The 20604-nt window shown below is 51.7% G+C and carries 23 protein-coding genes; 11 read left to right on the plus strand and 12 right to left on the minus strand.

The features are described 5' to 3' along the window. Positions 1 to 6 precede the first annotated feature (6 nt). Positions 7 to 372 (plus strand): response regulator, encoded by a 366-nt coding sequence (locus BCM14_RS07980; protein ID WP_106227494.1) that lies wholly within the window; start codon positions 7 to 9, stop codon positions 370 to 372. A 7-nt stretch (positions 373 to 379) separates the two neighbouring features. On the opposite strand, the gene BCM14_RS07985 is transcribed toward BCM14_RS07980, so the two are convergent. Beyond that, entirely contained in the window at positions 380 to 2248 is a 1869-nt protein-coding gene (locus BCM14_RS07985) for a sensor histidine kinase (protein WP_106227495.1), read from the minus strand. 3 nt (positions 2249 to 2251) lie between these two features. Beyond that, positions 2252 to 3055: a crotonase/enoyl-CoA hydratase family protein gene (locus BCM14_RS07990; RefSeq protein WP_106227496.1), complete on the minus strand. Its 804-nt coding sequence runs from the start codon at positions 3053 to 3055 to the stop codon at positions 2252 to 2254. Positions 3056 to 3226: 171 nt separating this feature from the next. Between BCM14_RS07990 and pyrF the strand changes: the two genes are divergently transcribed. Then, positions 3227 to 4042: an orotidine-5'-phosphate decarboxylase gene (pyrF, locus tag BCM14_RS07995; RefSeq protein WP_106227497.1), complete on the plus strand. Its 816-nt coding sequence runs from the start codon at positions 3227 to 3229 to the stop codon at positions 4040 to 4042. Positions 4043 to 4056: 14 nt separating this feature from the next. On the opposite strand, the gene BCM14_RS08000 is transcribed toward pyrF, so the two are convergent. From BCM14_RS08000 to ribBA, 6 genes are read right to left on the minus strand one after another with little or no spacing between them, the layout of a single operon-like run. Then, complete coding sequence (locus tag BCM14_RS08000; RefSeq protein ID WP_106227736.1) at positions 4057 to 4572, minus strand: CinA family protein; 516 nt, start codon at positions 4570 to 4572, stop codon at positions 4057 to 4059. A gap of 5 nt (positions 4573 to 4577) precedes the next feature. Next, positions 4578 to 5120, minus strand: coding sequence for a phosphatidylglycerophosphatase A family protein (locus tag BCM14_RS08005; protein ID WP_106227498.1), 543 nt, complete (start codon positions 5118 to 5120; stop codon positions 4578 to 4580). Beyond that, entirely contained in the window at positions 5117 to 6085 is a 969-nt protein-coding gene (gene thiL, locus BCM14_RS08010; RefSeq protein ID WP_106227499.1) for a thiamine-phosphate kinase, read from the minus strand. Before thiL ends, BCM14_RS08005 begins: the two co-directional genes overlap by 4 nt. 18 nt (positions 6086 to 6103) lie before the next feature. Further along, positions 6104 to 6583 (minus strand): transcription antitermination factor NusB, encoded by a 480-nt coding sequence (gene nusB / locus BCM14_RS08015; protein ID WP_106227500.1) that lies wholly within the window; start codon positions 6581 to 6583, stop codon positions 6104 to 6106. Then, entirely contained in the window at positions 6580 to 7071 is a 492-nt protein-coding gene (ribH, locus tag BCM14_RS08020) for a 6,7-dimethyl-8-ribityllumazine synthase (RefSeq protein WP_106227501.1), read from the minus strand. The genes nusB and ribH overlap by 4 nt, the downstream gene beginning before the upstream one ends. A gap of 39 nt (positions 7072 to 7110) precedes the next feature. Further along, positions 7111 to 8259 (minus strand): bifunctional 3,4-dihydroxy-2-butanone-4-phosphate synthase/GTP cyclohydrolase II, encoded by a 1149-nt coding sequence (gene ribBA / locus BCM14_RS08025; protein WP_106227502.1) that lies wholly within the window; start codon positions 8257 to 8259, stop codon positions 7111 to 7113. Between the two features lie 183 nt (positions 8260 to 8442). Between ribBA and BCM14_RS08030 the strand changes: the two genes are divergently transcribed. Next, positions 8443 to 10137 carry a CYTH and CHAD domain-containing protein gene (locus BCM14_RS08030; protein ID WP_259673503.1) on the plus strand — a complete coding sequence of 565 codons (1695 nt, stop codon included), beginning with the start codon at positions 8443 to 8445 and terminating at the stop codon, positions 10135 to 10137. A 4-nt stretch (positions 10138 to 10141) separates the two neighbouring features. On the opposite strand, the gene ftsY is transcribed toward BCM14_RS08030, so the two are convergent. Then, positions 10142 to 11170: a signal recognition particle-docking protein FtsY gene (gene ftsY / locus BCM14_RS08035; protein ID WP_106227503.1), complete on the minus strand. Its 1029-nt coding sequence runs from the start codon at positions 11168 to 11170 to the stop codon at positions 10142 to 10144. Between ftsY and rsmD the strand changes: the two genes are divergently transcribed. Genes rsmD through BCM14_RS08050 form a run of 3 tightly spaced genes read left to right on the plus strand, consistent with a single transcriptional unit; the run spans position 11169 to position 12515 of the window. Further along, on the plus strand, positions 11169 to 11735 hold the full coding sequence (gene rsmD / locus BCM14_RS08040; RefSeq protein WP_106227504.1) for a 16S rRNA (guanine(966)-N(2))-methyltransferase RsmD: 567 nt from the start codon (positions 11169 to 11171) through the stop codon (positions 11733 to 11735). The two genes, ftsY and rsmD, sit on opposite strands and share 2 nt — an antisense overlap. Beyond that, entirely contained in the window at positions 11732 to 12235 is a 504-nt protein-coding gene (gene coaD / locus BCM14_RS08045; RefSeq protein ID WP_106227505.1) for a pantetheine-phosphate adenylyltransferase, read from the plus strand. The genes rsmD and coaD overlap by 4 nt, the downstream gene beginning before the upstream one ends. Before the next feature lie 28 nt (positions 12236 to 12263). Continuing rightward, positions 12264 to 12515: a YfhL family 4Fe-4S dicluster ferredoxin gene (locus BCM14_RS08050; RefSeq protein ID WP_106227506.1), complete on the plus strand. Its 252-nt coding sequence runs from the start codon at positions 12264 to 12266 to the stop codon at positions 12513 to 12515. On the opposite strand, the gene BCM14_RS08055 is transcribed toward BCM14_RS08050, so the two are convergent. Further along, positions 12512 to 12880 carry an MOSC N-terminal beta barrel domain-containing protein gene (locus BCM14_RS08055; protein ID WP_106227507.1) on the minus strand — a complete coding sequence of 123 codons (369 nt, stop codon included), beginning with the start codon at positions 12878 to 12880 and terminating at the stop codon, positions 12512 to 12514. The two genes, BCM14_RS08050 and BCM14_RS08055, sit on opposite strands and share 4 nt — an antisense overlap. 152 nt (positions 12881 to 13032) lie before the next feature. Here BCM14_RS08055 and BCM14_RS08060 point away from each other — a divergent pair, with 152 nt between their 5' ends. The 5 genes from BCM14_RS08060 (at position 13033) to BCM14_RS08080 (ending at position 17713) form a co-directional block, all read left to right on the plus strand. Next, the gene (locus BCM14_RS08060) at positions 13033 to 14307 is read left to right on the plus strand and encodes an ABC transporter substrate-binding protein (protein ID WP_106227508.1); all 1275 of its coding nucleotides are present in this window, start codon (positions 13033 to 13035) and stop codon (positions 14305 to 14307) included. 71 nt (positions 14308 to 14378) lie between these two features. After that, a complete protein-coding gene (locus BCM14_RS08065; protein WP_106227509.1) occupies positions 14379 to 15284 on the plus strand; it encodes a branched-chain amino acid ABC transporter permease in 906 nt (301 codons plus the stop codon). Further along, on the plus strand, positions 15281 to 16264 hold the full coding sequence (locus BCM14_RS08070) for a branched-chain amino acid ABC transporter permease (protein ID WP_106227510.1): 984 nt from the start codon (positions 15281 to 15283) through the stop codon (positions 16262 to 16264). Before BCM14_RS08065 ends, BCM14_RS08070 begins: the two co-directional genes overlap by 4 nt. Beyond that, positions 16251 to 17003 carry an ABC transporter ATP-binding protein gene (locus tag BCM14_RS08075; RefSeq protein ID WP_106227511.1) on the plus strand — a complete coding sequence of 251 codons (753 nt, stop codon included), beginning with the start codon at positions 16251 to 16253 and terminating at the stop codon, positions 17001 to 17003. Before BCM14_RS08070 ends, BCM14_RS08075 begins: the two co-directional genes overlap by 14 nt. Beyond that, positions 17000 to 17713, plus strand: coding sequence for an ABC transporter ATP-binding protein (locus BCM14_RS08080; protein WP_106227512.1), 714 nt, complete (start codon positions 17000 to 17002; stop codon positions 17711 to 17713). Before BCM14_RS08075 ends, BCM14_RS08080 begins: the two co-directional genes overlap by 4 nt. A gap of 52 nt (positions 17714 to 17765) precedes the next feature. On the opposite strand, the gene BCM14_RS08085 is transcribed toward BCM14_RS08080, so the two are convergent. Continuing rightward, positions 17766 to 19436 (minus strand): thiamine pyrophosphate-binding protein, encoded by a 1671-nt coding sequence (locus tag BCM14_RS08085; protein WP_106227513.1) that lies wholly within the window; start codon positions 19434 to 19436, stop codon positions 17766 to 17768. Between the two features lie 2 nt (positions 19437 to 19438). Continuing rightward, positions 19439 to 20515 carry a malate/lactate/ureidoglycolate dehydrogenase gene (locus BCM14_RS08090; RefSeq protein WP_106227738.1) on the minus strand — a complete coding sequence of 359 codons (1077 nt, stop codon included), beginning with the start codon at positions 20513 to 20515 and terminating at the stop codon, positions 19439 to 19441. Between the last annotated feature and the right edge of the window lie 89 nt (positions 20516 to 20604).

A 20604-nucleotide genomic window follows, 5' to 3' on the forward strand; every position in this document is an offset into this window, starting at 1 on the left:
ATCACGATGAACACGATACTAGTTATTGAAGATAACGAGCTCAACCTCAAGCTGATGGTTGATATTTTGACGATCAATGGATATCAGACCTTGGTTGCTCGGTCAGGTGAAGAGGGCATGAGTTTGCTCGCTACACAAACTCCCGACCTGATTCTGATGGATATCCGAATGCCAAGTATTAGCGGTATCGAAGCGCTTAGGCGGATTAAGGCAAACACGAACCTCAACAGCATACCGGTCATTGCCGTCACGGCATCAGTCATGAATCACGATAAACAGTTGATCTTTGCAGCAGGATTTAACGATTTTTTGCAAAAGCCAATCGAAATCCCTGTGTTTCTTGAGACCATTCGCAAGCACCTAGCTGCTTAGCAGAGCCCTATATCTGAGGTTCAAAAACAGGGATTGAGAAGTAAAACCGCGATCCGTAACCTACCTCGGATTCCACTTTAAGCTGGCCGCCGTGCAGTTCAACCAGGCGTCTCGAAATCGATAGGCCCAGACCTGTGCCTTGATTAATTCGGTTGTGGAAATTGTCGATTTGCTTGAACTGCTCGAATACTTCTTCCAGCTCGGCTTCACTCATCCCGATACCGGTATCAATCACCGCGAACTCCATCCATAAATCCGTCGCGGTGACCTCAACGGTCACTCGTCCGCCTGCTGGGGTGTATTTGATTGCATTCGCCAAAAGATTGATTAAGACCTGTCGTAACTTTGTTTTATCTGCGTGACACAAGATCTCGGTTTGGATATTGACCGTTAGTTCAACCTGCTCTTTCTCAGCTCTATCTTGCACCATCACCATGGTGTTCGCGATGAAATCATCCAACTCGAAATCAGTCACGACCAACTCGAGTTGGCCCGATTCAATTTTCGCTAAATCGAGGATATCGTTAATCAAAGTGAGCAAATGTTTGCCAGACAGATGGATATCACCAATGTATTCAGCCTGTTTCTCATTGAGACTACCAAATACTTTTTGTTGCAAGAGCTCTGAAAACCCGATGATGGCATTGAGTGGTGTGCGCAATTCATGCGACATGTTGGCCAGAAACTCAGACTTCGATCGATTGGCTAGCTCGAGTTGTTGGTGGCTCCAGAGCAACTGCTCGTGCTTGACGGCAATCTCACTTGTCCTTTTGGCTACCTTTATCTCAAGATCTTTATTTTGTTTTTCGATTTGCTCTTTTGTCTGTAGCAATTCATATTGAATTAAAGCCCGGTGGTAATAGTTATTCGTGATTTGAGCGTCTTTTTTCAGAAAGACCTTAATTGTAAAAAACAACAGGCAGTTCGCAAAGAACGCAATCGCAAAAATGGGCGTAAGTAATCGGTAGTAAGCATCCAAATAGATATCACTGCCAAACGACACTTCAATATAAAAGGGGTAATCGCTGACTTTAGATAGGGCAATCATCCTTCTCTTGGTAGCGCTAGAACGTATTGAGTCATCAGGAGAGGTAATAAATACCGAGGAGTCGCTGAAACCTCGAATACTGGCGTCATTGTCCGTTTCGCTGGCTTTGAATCTGCCAGTGAGTGCTTCACTTTCTGGCCAGGCTGCGACAATTAACCCGTTGCGTCTGTACAAAATAATTGAGGCAGACCTGCCAATATTTGAAAAGATTGTTTTGTAAAATTTTGAGAAATTATCAATCGACATACCGATCAACACCACACCTAAAAATCGACCGGATGTGTCGTTGATACGCTGGCTCATGTAGAAAGACCATTTGCCAAAGTTATTAAACACTGGTTCACCGTAAAACACAGAGTCATCGTTGTGCGACTTCCACCAATCGTATTGAAGTTTACCGTCAAGATTTATCTTGATCGGTGGATAGAATCTCGAAAAATTAATGACCTCACCATTTTTGTCTGTCACGATTGCAACATCAATCAGCGGGTTACTGTTGATTTTTTTTTGTAGATTTTCGTGAAAACTACGCTCAGCCATAGACGCTTTAAAACCAGCCTCGTCGGCGAAACGATTGCCATTAATTTCGTCTGTTATCGATTGCAGCAGCACAGTTGACGAAAAGAATGACTGGTTCGCGTGCGCAGAGATCGACAGAGATAAATTCTTGATGTTTTTCTTCCACTCGTTCTCTGCTTGAGTGTGTTCAAAATAAGCGAGCGTAAACGCCAGCAGCACGATAAACACAGCAAACACGACACCGCCGGTCAGAATCATGCCTCGATTACTAATCGATATCGGCTTTTCTTCCAAGGCGGTGGTCTGCATGGATTATTTCCTGTCAGCTTGCCGTGCCGCTTTCTTTGCCATGAAGTCATTTACAATCGCGGCGTGCTCTTCAGTTTTGTGGACAATGGCTTGATAGGCGGCAGACAACTCAAGCAAATTAGCCAGCGAGCTGGTTTGACCTTCGCGCAACAAGCGCTTAGTCATGCGTACAGCGTGAGGTGAGTTCACCGCCATCTTTCTGGCCAAGGTCTGCGCAGTCACAAGCAAATCTTCAGGTGCAACGACCCGAGACACCATGCCCCAATCAAGCGCAGTTTGGGCATCAATGGGTTCACCGGTAAATGACATCTCTGCTGCACGTGCCATACCAATGACTCTAGGCAAAAACCACGCCCCGCCATCACCTGGCACAATCCCCACTTTGACAAAACTTTCAGCAAAAGTGGCTTTATCTGAAGCAACCCGCACATCGCACATGCAAGCCAAATCACAACCCGCGCCAACGGCCGGGCCGTTGACAGCCGCGATCACTGGCACCTCGATTTGATGAACAGCCAGTGGCAAACGCTGGATTCCGTGTCGGTACTCCTGACGCAAGACGGCGCTACTGAAACCATCACCGATTTGACGCTTCATTTCATCGATCTTACCGCCCGACGAAAACACAGTACCTGTTGCAGTAATAATGACGGCGCGCACAGTTGGATCATGCTCTATACGGTCGCAGGCCGCCAAAATACCTTCTGTGATGCCAGTACCAGTGAGTGCATTGCGGGTTTCAGGATGATTCAAAGTCAAGGTCACAACACCTAATTCATCCTGCTCATACTTAACCACTTCGTTCATCTTTTGTCATCCTAAGAAATTATTGTTTTGTCCGTCAGTGCTCATTCAATACAAGCTTGCCACGTCGACGTTTACAATACCGATCATATGGTAGCTTGCAGGTGCGTTGTGGTCATTTAACCCTGTTAATGCTCAGAATCCAAGTTCTATCTGGTGTCAAACTAAATACTCATGTCATTCATTCAAAAACTCAATCGTGCGTGGTGCGAATCGAACTCTCTGTTAATGGTGGGTTTGGATCCTGATACGACGCGACTACCTGTCGAGCTGAAGGACAGACCTGACGCCATCTTCGAATTCTGCCGGCGAATCGTTGATGCGACGGCGCCTTACGTCTGCGGGTTCAAGCCCCAGATCGCCTACTTTGCCGCCGCAAGAGCCGAAGGTCAGCTCGAAGATATCTGCGCTTATATCCGTGAAAATCACCCAGAATTGCCAGTTGTACTGGATGCCAAGCGAGGCGATATTGGTGCAACGGCTGTGCAATATGCAAAAGAGGTGTTTGGTCGCTACGGTGCCGACGCAGTGACGGTCAGCCCCTACTTGGGATCAGACTCGGTCGAACCTTATTTAGACTGGGAAGGCAAAGGGGTAATCGTGCTGTGCAGAACCTCTAACGCTGGGGGTTCGGATCTTCAGTTTCTTGAAACGGACGGGATTCCGCTTTATATGCGGGTGGCTGACTTGGTGGCAAACAAATGGAACCGTAACGGCCAATGCGGCTTAGTCGTGGGTGCAACTTACCCAAATGAATTGGCTGCCGTGCGCAAAGCGATTGGTGACGACGTGCCGCTCTTGGTGCCGGGCATTGGTGCGCAGGGTGGTGATGTCGCAGCGACTTGCGCCGCAGGCTGTAACTCGAAAAAACAAGGGATGATGATTAATTCGTCACGCGCCATTCTCTATGCACAAGGGCCTGGTGACTGGACAGAAGCCGCGGGCCAGGCCGCGCTTGAAACACGTGATTCAATCAACGCACATCGATGATCCAAGGGGCATTCTTAACCGGGATGCTGTTGGGTTGCTTCACTAAAACAGTCGTATGCGGTGTCAAGTGCAAACTTTACTGAGGCTTCACGAACGGCGGACCGATCACCGTCAAAGACCTTTGAAACAGTTCTGATGCTCAGTGCGCCGTCAGTCTTTCGTAAGCCAAAACCGAAGCAGACAAACCCCACTGGCTTACCGGGTGAGCCGCCGCCGGGCCCAGCTATCCCTGTAATCGCAATGGCCAAACTGGCTTTTGGTGCTTTAGTGAGAACACCTGTTGCCATCTCGCCGGCAGTTTGCTCGCTCACCGCACCATAGGCTTTTAAGGTTTCGGTCGTTACACCCAGCTGTGCTTGTTTGGCCGCATTACTATAAGTGATCCATCCTTGATCAAACCAGCTACTTGATCCCGCAATGGCTGTGGCAGAGCCAGCTACCAGGCCGCCTGTGCAGGATTCTGCTGTGGCGAGCAAGCTTTTTCGGGCAATTAACGCTTGGCTTAAGCGAATCACTGACTGCTCGATCATTTCATTCACATTCGTTCTCCAAGCGCTACCAAGATAGCTATCACCACCAAGGTATAAGCTGCGGCCGCGATATCGTCAAGCATGACTCCCAGGCCGCCTTTGATCTTGGCATCAATTTTTTTAATACCGCCAGGCTTCACAATATCAAAGAAACGAAACAAGCCGAGCGCAATTAACTGCCAGAACCAGTGTGAAGGCGTCAGCCACAACACCAACCAGAAAGCGACGATTTCATCCCAGACTATGCCCACATGGTCATGTACACCTAAGGATCTGCACACTCGGCCACAAGCCCAACTACCGTAAGCAAAACCAACCACCAGAACAATCGCGATGCGTAAATCAGTCTGGTAGCTGGCAGTCACGATCCAAAGCAACCAAGCAACCAAGCTACCCCAAGTGCCCGCGCCAGGGCGAAGCAAACCAGAGCCAAAACCAAATGCCAACAATCGATTAGGTGAACTAAGCACCCATTTCAAGCTAGGCCAGACAGTACGATGTCGTGCTGACACCTTGAGAGGCGAATGCTCGTTCGAGTCAGGATTCATGCAGGCTCTTTAAAATGATCGTAACTGTCGGGCAATGCCTTGATTTCGTTCCGTGCGGCATCCAGCACAGTTAGACCAGAACGCTCAACGATCTGACCGATGCGAGTTAGACGAACATTAAGCGTGCGCCCAATGTGCTCAATAGCCATACGCTTCGATACCGCAGCAGTGAAGCACAGCTCATATAAATCCCCGCCCCCCAAAGTCGTTTGACGGCGAGTTTCTATCGGTAGCTTTTGGATCACAGCATGCATTGGCAGCAAGGTCTCTTCAATCACTGCGCCAACCTGACTTTGGGTCAAAATATGCCCCAGATCTTGCAGCAATCCATCTGACACGTCGATAGCACTGTGCGCATGGCCTAGCAGTGCGAGGCCGAGATCCAGTCGAGGGATGGGTTGCTCAAGGGCGCCTCGAGTGGCTGCCAACCAATCAGCTTGTAGCGCCAACTCACCACTGAGCATACGACAAGCTAGATCTGCTGCGCCCAATTCACCTGATATCCATATATCGTCGTCAACCGTTGCAGCGTTTCGTTTCAGGGCAAGCGCATCGTCGACTTCGCCAAATACCGTCACACTGAGCACAATATCTCGTTGGCTACGAGTCGTGTCGCCGCCGATTAAGGGGCACTGATAACGATCCACCAGACTATAAAATCCATCTGCAAAGGCTCGGATCCAAACATCCGACCAGGTTGGCAGACCCAAGCCAAGCATGCATGCGACTGGCCTGGCACCCATCGCCGCCAGATCGGACAGGTTGACTGCAAGCGCCTTGTGACCCAACAGATAAGGATCAACATCAGAGAAGAAATGTCTGCCCTCGAGAAGCAAATCTTTGCTGACGGCCAAGCGTTTACCGGGTGAGACGGATAGCAGGGCACAGTCATCCCCACCCCCTAATAACGAGGGGTCGACTGGACGCTTGAAATACCGCTCAATGAGATCGAATTCTGAGGCCATCTCGAAGCCGCTCTGCAGCTATCGGCGCGCCGCGTAGGCCGCCACCTCAACTGCGCGAACCTGTGCCGCCAACTTATCAAGCACACCGTTGACAAATTTGAAGCCGTCGGTGCCACCGAAGGATTTTGCCAGTTCGACGGCCTCATTGATCGCAACCTTATAGGGCACATCAATCTGATGAACGAGCTCAAAGCTGCCAATCAGCAAAATGCCGTGCTCAATGGGCGAGAGTTCATCAAGCGGTCTGTCAATAAACGGGACAAATTGCTCGCGCAGGGCTGTCGCGTCTTTCATGACACCCATCAACAGCGTTCGAAACCATTTGGCATCCGCCTGATCGAACTCTTCTTCGTCGCGCATGTGGGCTTCGATTTCACCTGCGTTGCTGAGGCTATCTGTCTTACTTAGTAACCAAGCGTAAACACCCTGCAGGGCAAGCTCACGCGAGCGCCGGCGGGCGCTGCGGGGCGGCGTGCTGGCTGATTGCTCTTCACTCATTCTTCGTCTTCTTCGTCTTCGTCTGCCTCAGGCTCAAGTGCAGATATTAAATTCGCCATCTCAACCGCGCAGCGGGCACAATCGCGACCTTTGTCAGATGCACGCTCTTCAGCCTGCTCGTCTGTGTCAGTGGTCAATACACCGTTCGCAATCGGGATGCTGGTCTCAAGCGCAATACGGCTAATTGCAGCGGCGCTTTCGTTACTGACGATTTCAAAATGATAGGTCTCACCACGGATCACGGCGCCAAGGGCAATCAATGCGTCGAACTCGAGTGTTTCGGCCATTCTTGCCAAGGTAACGCCGAGCTCAAGCGCGCCGGGCACGCTAATGACCATAATGTCGCGCTCGTCAACACCGAGGTCTGCGAGTTCTTGGAGGCAAGCGTCTAGCTCCATCATGCCGATGTCTTCGTTAAAACGGGCACGAACGATGCCGATGTGCAGACCTTCGCCGTTCATGTCGATAGGAAGCGTAAATGGGCTCATGAGGCTTGTCCTTTGGGATGTTGGATGAATGTGTATTGGTTAATACTGATCGGGTGAAGCGTAACCGTTAATCGTCAGGCCAAAGCCTGGCAAAATGCTGGGGATCTTGCGTGGACGGGCTAGCAAGCGCATCTGCCCAACATTGAGATCCCTAAGTATCTGTGCGCCAATGCCGTATGTGCGCAAATCCATGCGTCCCGGTTGCTTGCGTCCTTGGGGCATATTACTCGCATCCCAGGCGCTGATCTGATCTAGCAGGCGATCAGCAGGGCTATTGCAGTTCAGAAAAACCATGACGCCTGAGGGTGCAGCTTTGATCGTCGTGAGCGCACGTCCTACTCCCCAGGTGTGACCAGGGCCTTCAAGATCAAACAAATCAAGAACAGTGGTGGGCTCGTGAACCCTAACCAAGGTCTCGTGTTGAGGGTCTATTTGGCCAGAGATTAACGCCAAGTGGGGATGCCCCGTGACGGTATCCTGATAGGCGATCATCTCGAATTCGCCCCAAGCGGTTTGGATAGAGCGCTGACCCAAGCGGGTCAGGATCGATTCGTGCTGACTACGGTAATGGATCAGATCGGCAATGGTACCGATCTTGAGTTGGTGAGTTTTGGCGTATTCGACAAGATCCGGCAGACGGGCCATGGTGCCGTCGGCTTTGAGAATCTCGCAAATCACTGCTGCTGGGGTAAGGCCCGCCATAGCGGTGAGATCGCAACCCGCCTCAGTATGCCCTGCCCTAACCAGCACCCCGCCAGGTACCGCACGTAACGGGAAGATATGGCCAGGTTGCACTAAATCGCTCGGCTTGGCATTTTTAGCCACAGCTACTTGAATGGTGCGCGCCCGGTCAGCGACTGAAATGCCCGTTTCGACCCCTTCTGCAGCTTCGATCGTGACGGTAAAGTTAGTGCCGAATTGGGTGCCATTTCGCTCTGCCATCAAAGGCAAATTCAGTTGACGGCAACGGTCTTCGGTCAAGGTCAGGCAAACCAAGCCACGACCGTGGGTAACCATAAAATTGATTGCTTCCGGTGTGACGAACTCAGCCGCCATGACCAAATCGCCCTCATTTTCGCGATCCTCTTCGTCGACCAGCACAACCATTCGACCGGCCTTGAGTTCTTCGACGATCTCGGCGACAGGGGATATAGCAGAAATTGCTTGACCAGCGTTATCAACAGGCATGGGAATGTTGTTTTCGGTTCTTAAAAACCTATTATAGGTTCGAAGCTACTGCGCTCACAGACTGAGCCTCTCGCCTTGCAATCAGGCTGTCACTCGTGAATTGTTAACGATTTATGACATGTCATCAAATTTCCTTAGGAAAGCCACTACACTGAGCTCTGGTTAGTTAAATAGTCAGGAGGGATGATGGCAGAACAAGAGCTAAAACTCGCCGTGCCCAAACATTGTCGACGCGCCGTTGCAAAAGAGCTCGCTCGCGGCACGGTTACTCAGATCGCGCTTCGCGCGATGTATTTCGACACGATAAACCGCTCTTTGGTCAGCAAAAAAATTAGCTTGCGACTCAGACAAGAGGGACGGCAGTGGGTACAAACGCTTAAGATGCTTGGCGAACACGTACTATCGCGCCTTGAACTTAATCACGACAGGCCTGGCCCCATTCTGGATTTGAGCGTTTACGTGGGGACGCCTGCCGAGCCTGCCTTAGCCAGCCTGACGGAGCCTTTACAGGTTTGCTACGAGACCGTTGTCAAACGCGCCTTACGAAAAATCCGCACAAAACAGGGCACGGTTGAGGTCGCGTATGACTTGGGTTATCTCAACGCGGGTCAGTTAAGTCTGCCAATATCAGAGGTTGAGTTCGAGTTAGTGTCCGGCGACTTATCCGCAATTTTTCACTTGGGTAAAAAGTGGCAGCGGTCATTCGGTCTCATCTATGATGCCCGCAGCAAGGCAGAACGCGGTGATCGACTCATGACGCTAGCGACCAAACTGAGTGTGGCAAACAGTGGCACTGTGGCTTCTGACTCGATCGATTCAAGCAAAGACATCGCCTGGTTCTGGGCGCAGCGCGGCATCGGTCCCGTGCTGCTTAAGCCCGAAATGGATATTGCGGCGGCCCTTTCGCGAGTCACAGCAGAGTGCCTGGATCAAATTGCGCGCAACGCAGCGATACTGGCTGAAGTCGATACGGCTAACATTTGTCGCGCCGGCACGCCAGATCACGTCCATCAATTGCGCGTGGGGATCAGAAGGCTTCGCTCTGCCTGGTCAATGTTTAACGGGTTGACTGCCCTGCCACCAATGGCTTTACGCGAAGAAATCAAAACGCATTTCTCGCAATTGGGGGGCACTCGCGACGACGATGTTCTGCGCGAGACTTGGCTACCCGTGCTTGAAGCCAGTGGTCAACCGCCCATTAAACTCGAGAGCGAAATGACGGCCGATAACGCGGGCGAACTGTGCGCAGGCCGAGAATTTCAAAGTTGGCTGCTTGATATGCTGGCTTGGTCAATCGGGGTGGACTTGTCGCCACCATCGCCACCAGTCAGCATCGCACTTGAAGCCGCGCCATTAAACGAGTCTGCTCCTGGCGCTGCGGATCCTGCTGTTGGGTCTGCGAGCTCGCAGAACACCCCTTTCGATGACAGGGCGACCGGCAACCTGCAGGCTCAGATTATCCCGCTGACACCCAAGGCAATCGTCGAGTTGACGCTGACGCAGACGCTATCGACCAAACTAAAAAAATGGCACAAAAGAGTAATCAGCGAGGGTTTGCATTTTGACAAGCTTGACATCGAAGCGCGTCACGAATTACGCAAACGAGCCAAGCGACTTCGTTACTGCTTGCAGTTCTGCGAGCCTCTCTTACCCGAAAACCGCCTGAAACAATACCGCAAGAGTCTGGCCGTGGTTCAAGATGTGTTGGGCGAAATGAATGATCTATCGGTAGCAAGCGAGCGTTTTGAGGGCTTGAAAACCACTCAGCCGCATGCCTGGTTTGCTGTGGGCTGGATTGCGTCCCGACTTGAGGTGTTGACTCAGGATGCAATGAAGGCGTTTAAAGACTTGTCCGGAGCTGAGCGATTCTGGCGCTAGCGACTCAGTCCGCAACCAGCGCCCGGGCAAATTCATCAGCAACAAAAGGCTGCAAGTCTTCAATGCCTTCGCCCACCCCTATCCAGTAAACAGGGATAGGGCGGACGCCCCGGCTCGCTGCGGCCACTGCTGCCAATGTGCCGCCTTTAGCTGTCCCATCCAGTTTGGTGACAATCAGTCCGGTTAGCCCGATTGCTTCGTCAAAAGCCTTGATCTGCGACAGCACGTTTTGGCCAGTATTGCCATCCACTACCAGCAACACTTCGTGTGGCGCTTGCGGATCCGCCTTGGCGATCACTCTGCGGATTTTTTTTAGTTCATCCATCAGATGCAACTGAGTAGGCAGACGTCCCGCGGTATCCACCATTACGACGTCCATACCCCGTGCGCGACCCGCATTGACTGCATCAAACGCTACTGCAGCAGAGTCACCACCGTCTTGGGCGATGACGGTCACGTTATTTCGATCGCCCCACTCAACCAGCTGTTGCCTGGCGGCCGCCCGAAACGTATCACCCGCAGCCAATAGCACTTTGGCACCCTGTTTTTGCAAGGTGAAGGCCAATTTGCCAATTGAAGTCGTTTTACCGGCGCCGTTAACCCCTGCGATCATCACGACCAAAGGCGTGACTTGACCCACTACAAAGGGTTTTTCAAGCACGCGCAGGTGATCACCAAGAATTTGCACCAATGCCTGCCTGACTGCTTCGGCATCTTCTATTTTGTCTTGTTTGACCCGGGTGCGCAGGGCGTCAAGCAACATACTCGTTGCAGCCACACCAGTGTCGGCCACTATCAGCGCGCTTTCAAGCTCTTCGAACAGGGCCTCATCAACACGCACCCCGACAAATAGACCGCCAATCGTCTGACCAGTTCGGGACAAGCCCTTGCGTAAACGACCGAGCCAGGACGAGGGTGATACAGAAGCGGCAGGCTCTGGTGGAGCTTCGAGCGGCAAAGGGCTATCATCCAACCGTTCTTGAGTTGGTTGATCGACGCTGGTTTGAGATTTTTTCTTAAAGAAACTAAACATGGGTAAGAAGTATATTCGCATCGTGGCGGGACAATATCGACGCGCACAGATTGAAGTGATCGAAGCAACCGGATTGCGCCCCACCCCTGATCGTGTACGGGAGACACTCTTTAATTGGCTGACCCATTTTTGGGGAGGTGAGTTTGACGATAAGCAGGTGCTGGACTTATTTGCAGGCAGCGGTGCACTGGGCTTTGAGGCAGCCTCCCGAGGGGTAAGGCAGGTGCAAATCGTCGAGCAAGACCGTCAGGCTCTGGCAGCACTGCGCACGTTAAAAACCAAATTAAATGCAACTCAGGTAGACATCTATGCTGGCGATGCGCTTGCGTATGTCCAGAAAGCGACTCATCCAGACTTTGATCTGGTGCTGTTGGATCCCCCTTTTTCGGGAGAATGGCTAGAAAAACTGTGGCCCCAGTTGCCAAAGTTGCTTGCAACAGACGCTTTGGTCTATGTTGAATCGGGAAAACCCTTGGAAATCCCTGACAACTTCAAGATATTGCGCCAAGACCGCGCCGGAGTCGTACACTACTCACTCATCCAGTTTGTTGCACTGCAAAAATGATCACTGCTATTTACCCTGGTACGTTTGACCCTCTCACCCGCGGCCACGAAGATCTTGTTCGGCGAGCGGCTGGTTTATTCGACCAAGTCGTCGTGGGGATTGCCCACAGTCGCAACAAAAAACCCTTCTTCTCGGTTGATGAACGCGTCGAAATCGCGTCAGAGGTCCTCGGCCACTACCCCAATGTTCGGGTAGCCAGCTTTGCCGGATTACTGAAAGATTTTGTCCGTGAGCAGGACGGCCGAGTCATTGTTCGCGGTTTGCGCGCTGTGTCAGATTTTGAGTTCGAATTTCAAATGGCTGGCATGAATCGTCACTTGTTGCCTGAAGTCGAAACCCTATTTATGACTCCGTCCGATCAGTATCAATTTATCTCGGGCACCATCGTGCGTGAGATAGCAATGCTGGGTGGGGACGTTGGCAAGTTCGTGTTTCCATCGGTAGAGCGTTGGTTGCAAGAAAAAGCCAAAGAACGCAAAGAGCAAAGCTGGCCGCAATAGCGCTGTCACAGCTTAAACAGAGGCACTCATGGCCTTACGCATCACCGACGAATGCATCAACTGCGACGTCTGCGAACCGCCTTGTCCCAATCAGGCAATTTCAATGGGTGAATCAATCTATGTGATCGATCCACTCAAGTGCACGGAATGCGTTGGGCACTTTGACGAACCGCAATGCAAAGTTGTGTGTCCAGTTGATTGCATCGAAATTCATCCTGACTGGAAGGAAGGCCAAGATGTGCTCATGGCCCGCTATAAGCAACTGACTGGCAAAACTTAAACAGCGACATCCAGGCGTTTGACAAAACGGCAGGGTTCCCCGATGACGTTTTCAAACCAGGTCGCAGCCAAGTCGCCTTCGTCGACGACTTTGATGGCAGAGCCATCAAGATAAGCGGTGCTTTGCACGCTCTCGTCGTCCTCGATCACATCGAGCACGATATCGAGGCGCAACATACCGGTCGCCGTCAATGCAAGATAGCCAAACTTAACGTCGGCAACAACCTGCTGCAACGAAGGATAATCCTTGGCAGACAGGGAGTTACCCTCAAGATCCGTCAAAAACCAGCGACCCTGATAGTCACTGGCTGCTTCGCGAGTCGTGCCCTGGCACTCAAGAACGGGGTAATAGGTTGCAGTGGTCATAATCGAGATGGTTTGGGTGTTGCGATAAACATGATGACAAGCTGCTCAGGATAACGCACAATCAGGCTCGTTGACTTATTGTTGGGTGCAACGATAAGATTCTGCAAGAAAAAACTAAATAACTATAAAGTTATCAACACAGGAGACATCGCATGACCCTCAATAGAAAAAGTACGCCTGCACTACCCACTCGTCGAAAAATCATCCAAAGTGCAGGCGCGGCAGCAGGTTTGTCAGCCATCGGATTGCCAGCGATTTCGTTTGCTGACGACAAGCCAATCAAAATCGGTATGCCCACTATCTTGTCAGGTCGCGTTGCCACACTCGGTATTTCGTCACGAAACGCTGTCATGATGGAAATTGAAAAGTTCAATGCCGCTGGCGGTTTTGGCGGTCGCAAAATCGAGGTGATTGTGCGCGACTCAAAAGGTGCTCCACAAGAGTCAGCGCGTATTGCGCGTGAACTCGTTAACAGCGAAGGTTGCGAACTGCTCATCGATGGTGAAGCGTCAACAGGCTCATTTGCGGTGCAAGAAGTTGCTCGAGATCTAGGTGTGTTCTGTATCCATACATGCTCAGAGACCTCGTCACTGAGTGCTGACCCTAAATTGCGCTCACCTTATAGCTTCAGATGCGCTCGCCAGGGGATTCATGACGCCATCATTGGTGGCTCTTATGCCGCTACGGTTGCTAAAGAGAAAGGCTTGAAGCGCTGGATGACGATTTCGCCTGATTACGCGTATGGCCGCGACACCACGGCTGAGTTCATGGAATACCTCAAACACTTCAATAAAGACATTGAAGTCATTGGTGAAGTCTGGCCCAAGATTTTTCAGCCCGACTACACCGAGTCGATCACCCGTCTGCAGCAAGGCAAACCTCAAGCCGTCTATTCGGCTTTGTGGGGTGGAGACTTGAGCTCTTTCATCGACCAGGCAAGTATTTATGCTTTGTTTAAAGATATGCCCTTCTTTGCAGTAAGCATGGCTGACTACACGGTACTGACAGCAATTAAAGCAGTCCCGCCCAATCTGTATTCATGCAATCGTTACCTGAAGAGTTTCCCTAACACGGCAGCCAATACTGCCTGGGGCGACGCGTATTTTGCTAAATTCAAAGAGTACCCAACCAACTGGGCCTGGCAAAACGCGGCTGCAGTCAGCTTCATCACCACCGCCATGAAAAAGACCAACAGCATCGACAGCAAAAAACTATCCGAGGCCTTGCGGGGCATGACGATCGACTCCCCTTTCGGTGCAAACGGCAAAATCACCATGCGTGCTGAGGATCAAACCATTGTTGAATACGCTGATGGTTGGGGTGCCCTGATCAACAAAGAGCCCTACATGCCAACTCCGCAGGCTGGTGACTGGAAGGTTGTCTACGAACTCGAAGCCGAATGGAAAAAGCGCAAGGGCTATCTCTGATCGCTTTTGATTTTTCTTGATGTCTGCTTGAACAGAATGCCGGATCGAAAAGATCCGGCACGGAGATTTGCTTGGAACCAAACGCTTTATTTGAATGCTTCAGTGCGATGTCGTGCATCGTCACTCAAACCAGCGCGGGCCTTATCGTGGGTGCGCTACTATTTTTGGTTGCTGGCGGTTTGACCTTGATTTTTGGGGTGCTGAAGATAGTCAATTTTGCCCATGGCTCGCTTTATATGCTGGGCGCCTACCTGGCATTAAGCGCGTTTAGACTGACCGATAATTTTTTTATAGCCGTGATCATCGCTGGCTTAGGGGTTGCACTGTTCGGCGTGCTATTCGAGCGGTTTCTCATGCGCCGCGTATATAACGCAGATGTGTTGATGCAATTACTGGTTTGCTACGCCGTCGTCTTAATTATGGATGATGCCGTCAAAATCATCTGGGGTGCTGAGTTTCAGTCAATGGGCATGCCTACCGAGTTTCAGCTTGCACCGCTCTTTATCGCAGGTGGAGTAGTACCCGTTTTTTACCTGTTCTTGATTTCTGCCGCAGGGGTCATTGCCGTTGCGCTTTGGTATGTGCTGACCCGTACCCGCATGGGTAAGATTGTCCGTGCCGCCGCACACAATCCGTCGATGACCTCAGTGCTTGGATTGAACACCAGCTTAATTTACGCCGGCGTCTTCGCGATTGGTGGTTTGTTGGCTGGACTGGCTGGTGGGTTGGCGGCGCCTGTGCGATCCATGTCTTCTGGCATGGGATTCTCGATTCTGATCGAATCTTTTATCGTCACCGTCATTGGTGGCATGGGCTCTGTCATGGGTGCGCTGGTCGGTGCGCTGTTGATCGGGCTGGTGCGGTCTTTCGGCTCAATTGGGTTTCCGCTCTTTGTCGAAGGGCTCATGTTTTTGGCGATGGTGTTGATTCTGGTATTTAAACCAAGCGGACTGCTTGGCAAGGAGACTCGGATATGACATCGCCAGCTTTTTTCAAGCGAGAATGGCTTTGGGCTGTCGCGATCATCCTGCTCTTGTTCGCACTACCGTCGCTCACGTCGTCCCGGACAGCTCAGGACTTTGTGGTTCGACTGGCCGCCTACGGCATCTTCGCTTCATCCTTAAACATCCTGGTAGGTTACGGTGGCATGGTGTCTTTTGGTCACGCCATGTTTTTTGGCGGTGGATCTTACGCCTTTGCACTGTTAATGCAAAAGGCTGGCACCTCAATCCCTGTCGGGATAGTGGGTGGCATAGTGTTCTGTGCGGCTCTGGGTTTCGTGATCGGGGCTATCTGTGTGCGTTTAAAAGAAATCTATTTTTCTTTCATCACGTTGGCTTTTCAAATGCTGGTGCACAGCGTGATCCTGACGTGGACTTCACTGACAGGTGGTGACCAGGGCTTGATGGGCGGTATCCCTCGTCGAGAGTTTTGGGGTATCAATCTCGCCAATAACACCACGTTGTATTTTTTTGCAGTGACTGTGGCTGTGATCTGTCTGTTGCTCATGCGATACATTCTTCAATCGCCTTATGGCTATACCTTGCGTATGGTGCGTGATAACGCCGATCGGGCAAGATTTCTGGGCATAGATGTCTGGCGAGTCAAGTTATACGCCTTCATCCTGGCTGCTTGTTTCGCGGGGATAGGGGGCATCATCATGGCTTTGTTTGTCTCTGGCGCCTATCCTGAGTTCAGTTACTGGACCACCTCAGGTGAAGCGGTCTTCATGATCATGATGGGTGGCTTGCATGTGTTTATCGGGCCTGTCGTCGGGGCCGCACTATTACTGATGTTCAATGATGTGATCTCGCGCAACACGGAGTTTCACGGCTTAGCGCTTGGCATCATCGTGCTGGTGTTTGCACTCGGTTTTAAACGTGGCATCACTGATTTTGTCTTGCAAGCTTTTGCCAAACTTAAACATAAACGGACAACATCACATGCTAAGGGTTGAGAATCTCTGCAAATCCTTCGGTGGCGTTGTCGCCACATCAGACGTGACGATTGAATTCCCCACGGGATCCTTAAGCGCAGTTATCGGGCCAAACGGTGCTGGCAAGACGACTTTTTTCAATTTGATCTCGGGTGCGCTGCCTCCAAGCTCAGGACGCATTCTGCTGGATGGTGTGAACATCGTCGGTCAATCCAGTAGTGACATTGTGCGTTTAGGTATCGGTCGGGCGTTTCAAGTTGCCAAACTGTTTAAGACTTTGACGGTTGAGCAATCACTGCGAGGCGCCTTGATGTCGCCGCTTGGTAAATCGCTGCAATTACACGGCAGTTTTCCGTTGAGCGCCACCAGAGACCGCGCCCATCAAGTGATGGAGCAGCTTGGCCTGCAATCGAAAGCAGATGTAGTCAGCGGCAATCTATCCCATGGGGACCAAAAATTATTGGATATTGCGCTGGCCTTGGTGCTGGATCCTAAAGTGCTCCTCCTGGACGAACCCGTAGCTGGGATGGGACCTGAGGAACGCGAGCAGATGATTGAGACCGTCTATGACCTCTGGCAAAAAGGCGGTTTGACGGTTGTACTGATCGAGCATGATATGGAGATCGTTTTCAGAATATCGCAACACATACATGTGTTGTCCTACGGCAAAGTGCTGGCGCAAGGTAGTGCCGAAGAGATACGCAATAACCCAGCGGTCATTGAGGCTTACCTCGGCACACCTCAGGAGACGCACGCATGACGGCAACTATTCTCAACATCGACAAAATAAATGTCTTCTATGGCAGTAGTCAGGTGCTGTTTGATCTGTCGTTTGAGGTTCAGGCTGGTGAGACGCTGGCGTTGCTTGGGCGAAATGGTGCGGGAAAAAGCACCACCATGAAAACCATCGCTGGTGTTTTGAAAGCCAAAAGTGGCAACATCACCCTACACGACCAGTCGATCGTGCAACGCCCTGCGCATTTGATCGCACGTGCAGGGATTGGTTTTGTGCCTGAAGACAGGCAGATATTCCCCGATCTGACGGTAGAAGATAATCTCGATATCGCCATCAAACGCGGGGCCAACGGGGAGGACGACTGGAGCATTGATCGCGTCTACAGCATGCTTCCCTTGCTCGAACCCCTCAAAGATCGGCTGGGTGGACAACTCTCAGGCGGCGAGCAACAGATGCTCACGGTAGGACGTGCCCTGATGGGTAACCCGGATGTGCTGTTGCTTGACGAGCCAAGCGAAGGACTGGCACCGATTATGGTTCAGAAGATCGGTGATTTGATCCATGCGCTTAAACAGCTGGGCAAAACCATCGTTTTAGCTGAACAAAATTTACACTTTTGTCTCGGGCTCGCTGATCGCGCAGTCGTCATTGATAAGGGCAGAGACGTCTTTTGCGGCACCATTGCAGAGCTGAACACCAGCGCTGACATCAAACAGAGATATCTGTCTGTGTAAGATCGCTTCGCTAAAGGGGCGGGCGCTGAATACCAGCCAGTTGCCCCCCCCGTTATCCGCCGAAGCCATTGGCCACGATAACCTCGACCAGATTGGGACGACCACTTTCAACCGCACGTTTAAGCACTGCCGACAGTTGCGTGGGATCAGTGACTCGCTGAGCAGTCAGTCCCAGTCCCTTGGCAACGCCGACAAAATCGATCGGGGGATCAGTCATATCCATTGCCGTGAAGTGGTCAGTGCCTCGCATGGCGAGCAGGCGTTCTTTAATGATGCGATAGCTGCGATTATTAATAATCACGTAAGTGATGGGCAGCTTGAAATGCGCTGCGGTCCAGAGCGCTTGGATGCCATACATCGCACTACCGTCACCAATGGTTGCAACCACCGGACGCTCGGGCTGAGCCATACTGACCCCGACAGCACCCGGCATCCCAAAGCCTAAACCACCGCTGGCCAAGCTGTAGAACGACCGTCTGTCGTCGGCTGGGAACATAATGGCAATCCCCGCAGAAGCAGTCAGCGTTTCATCAACCAAGATGACGTTTTTAGGCAAGACGTCGATCAGTTCAGCAGACAAGTAGCCCTGATCGATCGGTGTGGTGTGCGCGGCCGCTGAAACCGCTTTTTTAGCTACGTCTCGTTTAGCAGACCAATTAATCTCTGACAGCGCTTGCACGCGTTGCAAAGCCTCTTGAGCATAGCCTTCGGCTCGCAGGCTTTTGATAACGGGCAACAAAGCCTTAATCGTTTCAGCGACATCGGCCCGAACGGCGTGGTGGGTTGGATAGTTTTTGCCAAGCTCCCAGTCACGTTCACTGATGTGCATCACTGGCATACCCTCAGGCAGGGGCTCTACATCGTTGCGCGGGGACATACGCAGTAAGTCAGCCCCCAGACAAAGGAGGTGATCATATTGCGATAGCGTCTGGCGGATTCTGACCTGATTACGAGTCAAGTCGCCCATGTTGCAAACGTGGCTGGCGGGATAGCGCGCGTTATAGGGCACCGACTCGAGGTATACCGCTGCGCCCAGCAATTCGGCCAACTCGGATGCTTCGGCAAACACATCCCCATCGGCGATCTCTTTACCAGCGATGATGACGGGGCGTTTGGCAGCGAGCAAAGTCTCAGCGAGCTGTTTAAGTTTGCTATCGTTGGGGCGATTGCCTGTGTCTACCCGGGTGGGGAAGCCAAAATCAATTTCAGCTTCTTCGTCCAGCACCGAGCCGGGCAAGCTCAAAAATACCGGTCCCATTGGTGGTGTCATCGCAATTTTGGCTGCACGTCGAACAATACGTGGCAGATCCTCAATGCGCTGCACCTCGTATGACCACTTGACTAGCGGTGCAGCGATTTCAACTAATCGGTCATAGAGTAAAGGCTCTTGCAGGCCATAGCCCACCTCGTACTGACCGGCGGTGATTAGCAATGGGGATCCAGAGAACTTGGCGCTATAGATCGCCCCCATGGCATGACCCAAGCCCGGTGCGCAGTGCAAATTACAGGCAACCAATTTATTCGATGCGCGGGCGAAGCCGTCAGCCATTGCAACAACAATCGACTCTTGCAGGCCAAGCACATAGGTCAGTTCGGGAAACTTCGGCACGGCTTCCATGATGGCAAGCTCGGTCGTACCGGGATTACCGAACAAGTGAGTGACCCCTTCATCCAGCAGTAGACGGATAAATAAGTCGCGACCAGTGATTTTTTCTGTTGCCATGATTAAAGTCCTGCCAATTGATTCATCTTGTTGGGATCAAGCCCCAGTTTGCTTGCTGCAGCCAACATATCGCGCCAAGTATTTTCATCAACAGGGATGCCCTCTGCAAGACGTTTTGTGCGTGAGACACGTTCTGGCTCACCAGCAAGCTTGACCCCGTCGGATCCCGGCATTGCTGGCGAGGCTTTGACCCATTGAACAAATTGCTGCATCTCTTCTTGAAACAAAGGGCCTTGACCGAACTTCTCTGGATCAAAAATAATCGTAAACATCCCGTTCAGGATTTCTTTACGGCCGTCTGCGGGTGTACGGCAAGTCATGCCCGCTGCCAGCGCGCCGCCCAGCAGTTCGCAGATCAAGGCCATGCCGAAACCTTTGTGCTCACCGAAGGTTCTCAATGCCCCGTAGGGTTCGATCACGCCATAACGGGGATCGGTAGTTGGATTCCCTTTATCATCCAGCATCTGGCCAGGTGGCAGTTGCTCGCCCTTGTTGTGCGCAACCCTTGTCTTCCCCTGCGCAACAACGCTAGTCGCAAAATCCAGCAAGATGGGCTCGCCCCCTCTGACCGGGATACCAACGGTAAATGGATTGGTGCCAAATCTGGCATCCGCACCACCCCAAGGCGCAACGATAGGGCGCGAGACAACATTAACGAAATGCAGCGAAATCAGATTATGGGCAACGGCCATCTCGGCCCAGGCACCAATGCGGCACAAATGATGTGAGTTACCTAAGGCGACCATGCAGCTACCGTGCTGTTTAGCCCGTGCGATGCCAAGCTCCATTGCTTCGTGACCGATGACCTGACCGAAGCCATGTTGTCCATCAAGTGCCAACATGGCGCCGCCATCCATCCGCATCTCAATGTGGGCATTGGCCTTTAAACCACCACTCAAGAATGCTTCGGTGTAGCGCGGAAGCATACCCACGCCATGCGAGTCGTGGCCAGTCAAATTAGCCTGTACCAGGTTCTCTGTCACGAGTTCGATTTCACGGGCTTCACTGCCGTAACCAGCCACTAAATACCGCACAGCTGCGCTCAGTTTGTCGGCGGGTATCAAATGCATCACTGCCATGGTGTCTCCAGTTGTCGGTCTACTTTTGTTTTTTGTTGATAGGAGCATAGCGCAAGGCGGGACATTCACTCAATTGAAACATTAGCTGT

Source organism: Jezberella montanilacus, assembly GCF_003003055.1.
GTDB classification, from domain to species: Bacteria; Pseudomonadota; Gammaproteobacteria; order Burkholderiales; family Burkholderiaceae_B; genus Zwartia; species Zwartia montanilacus.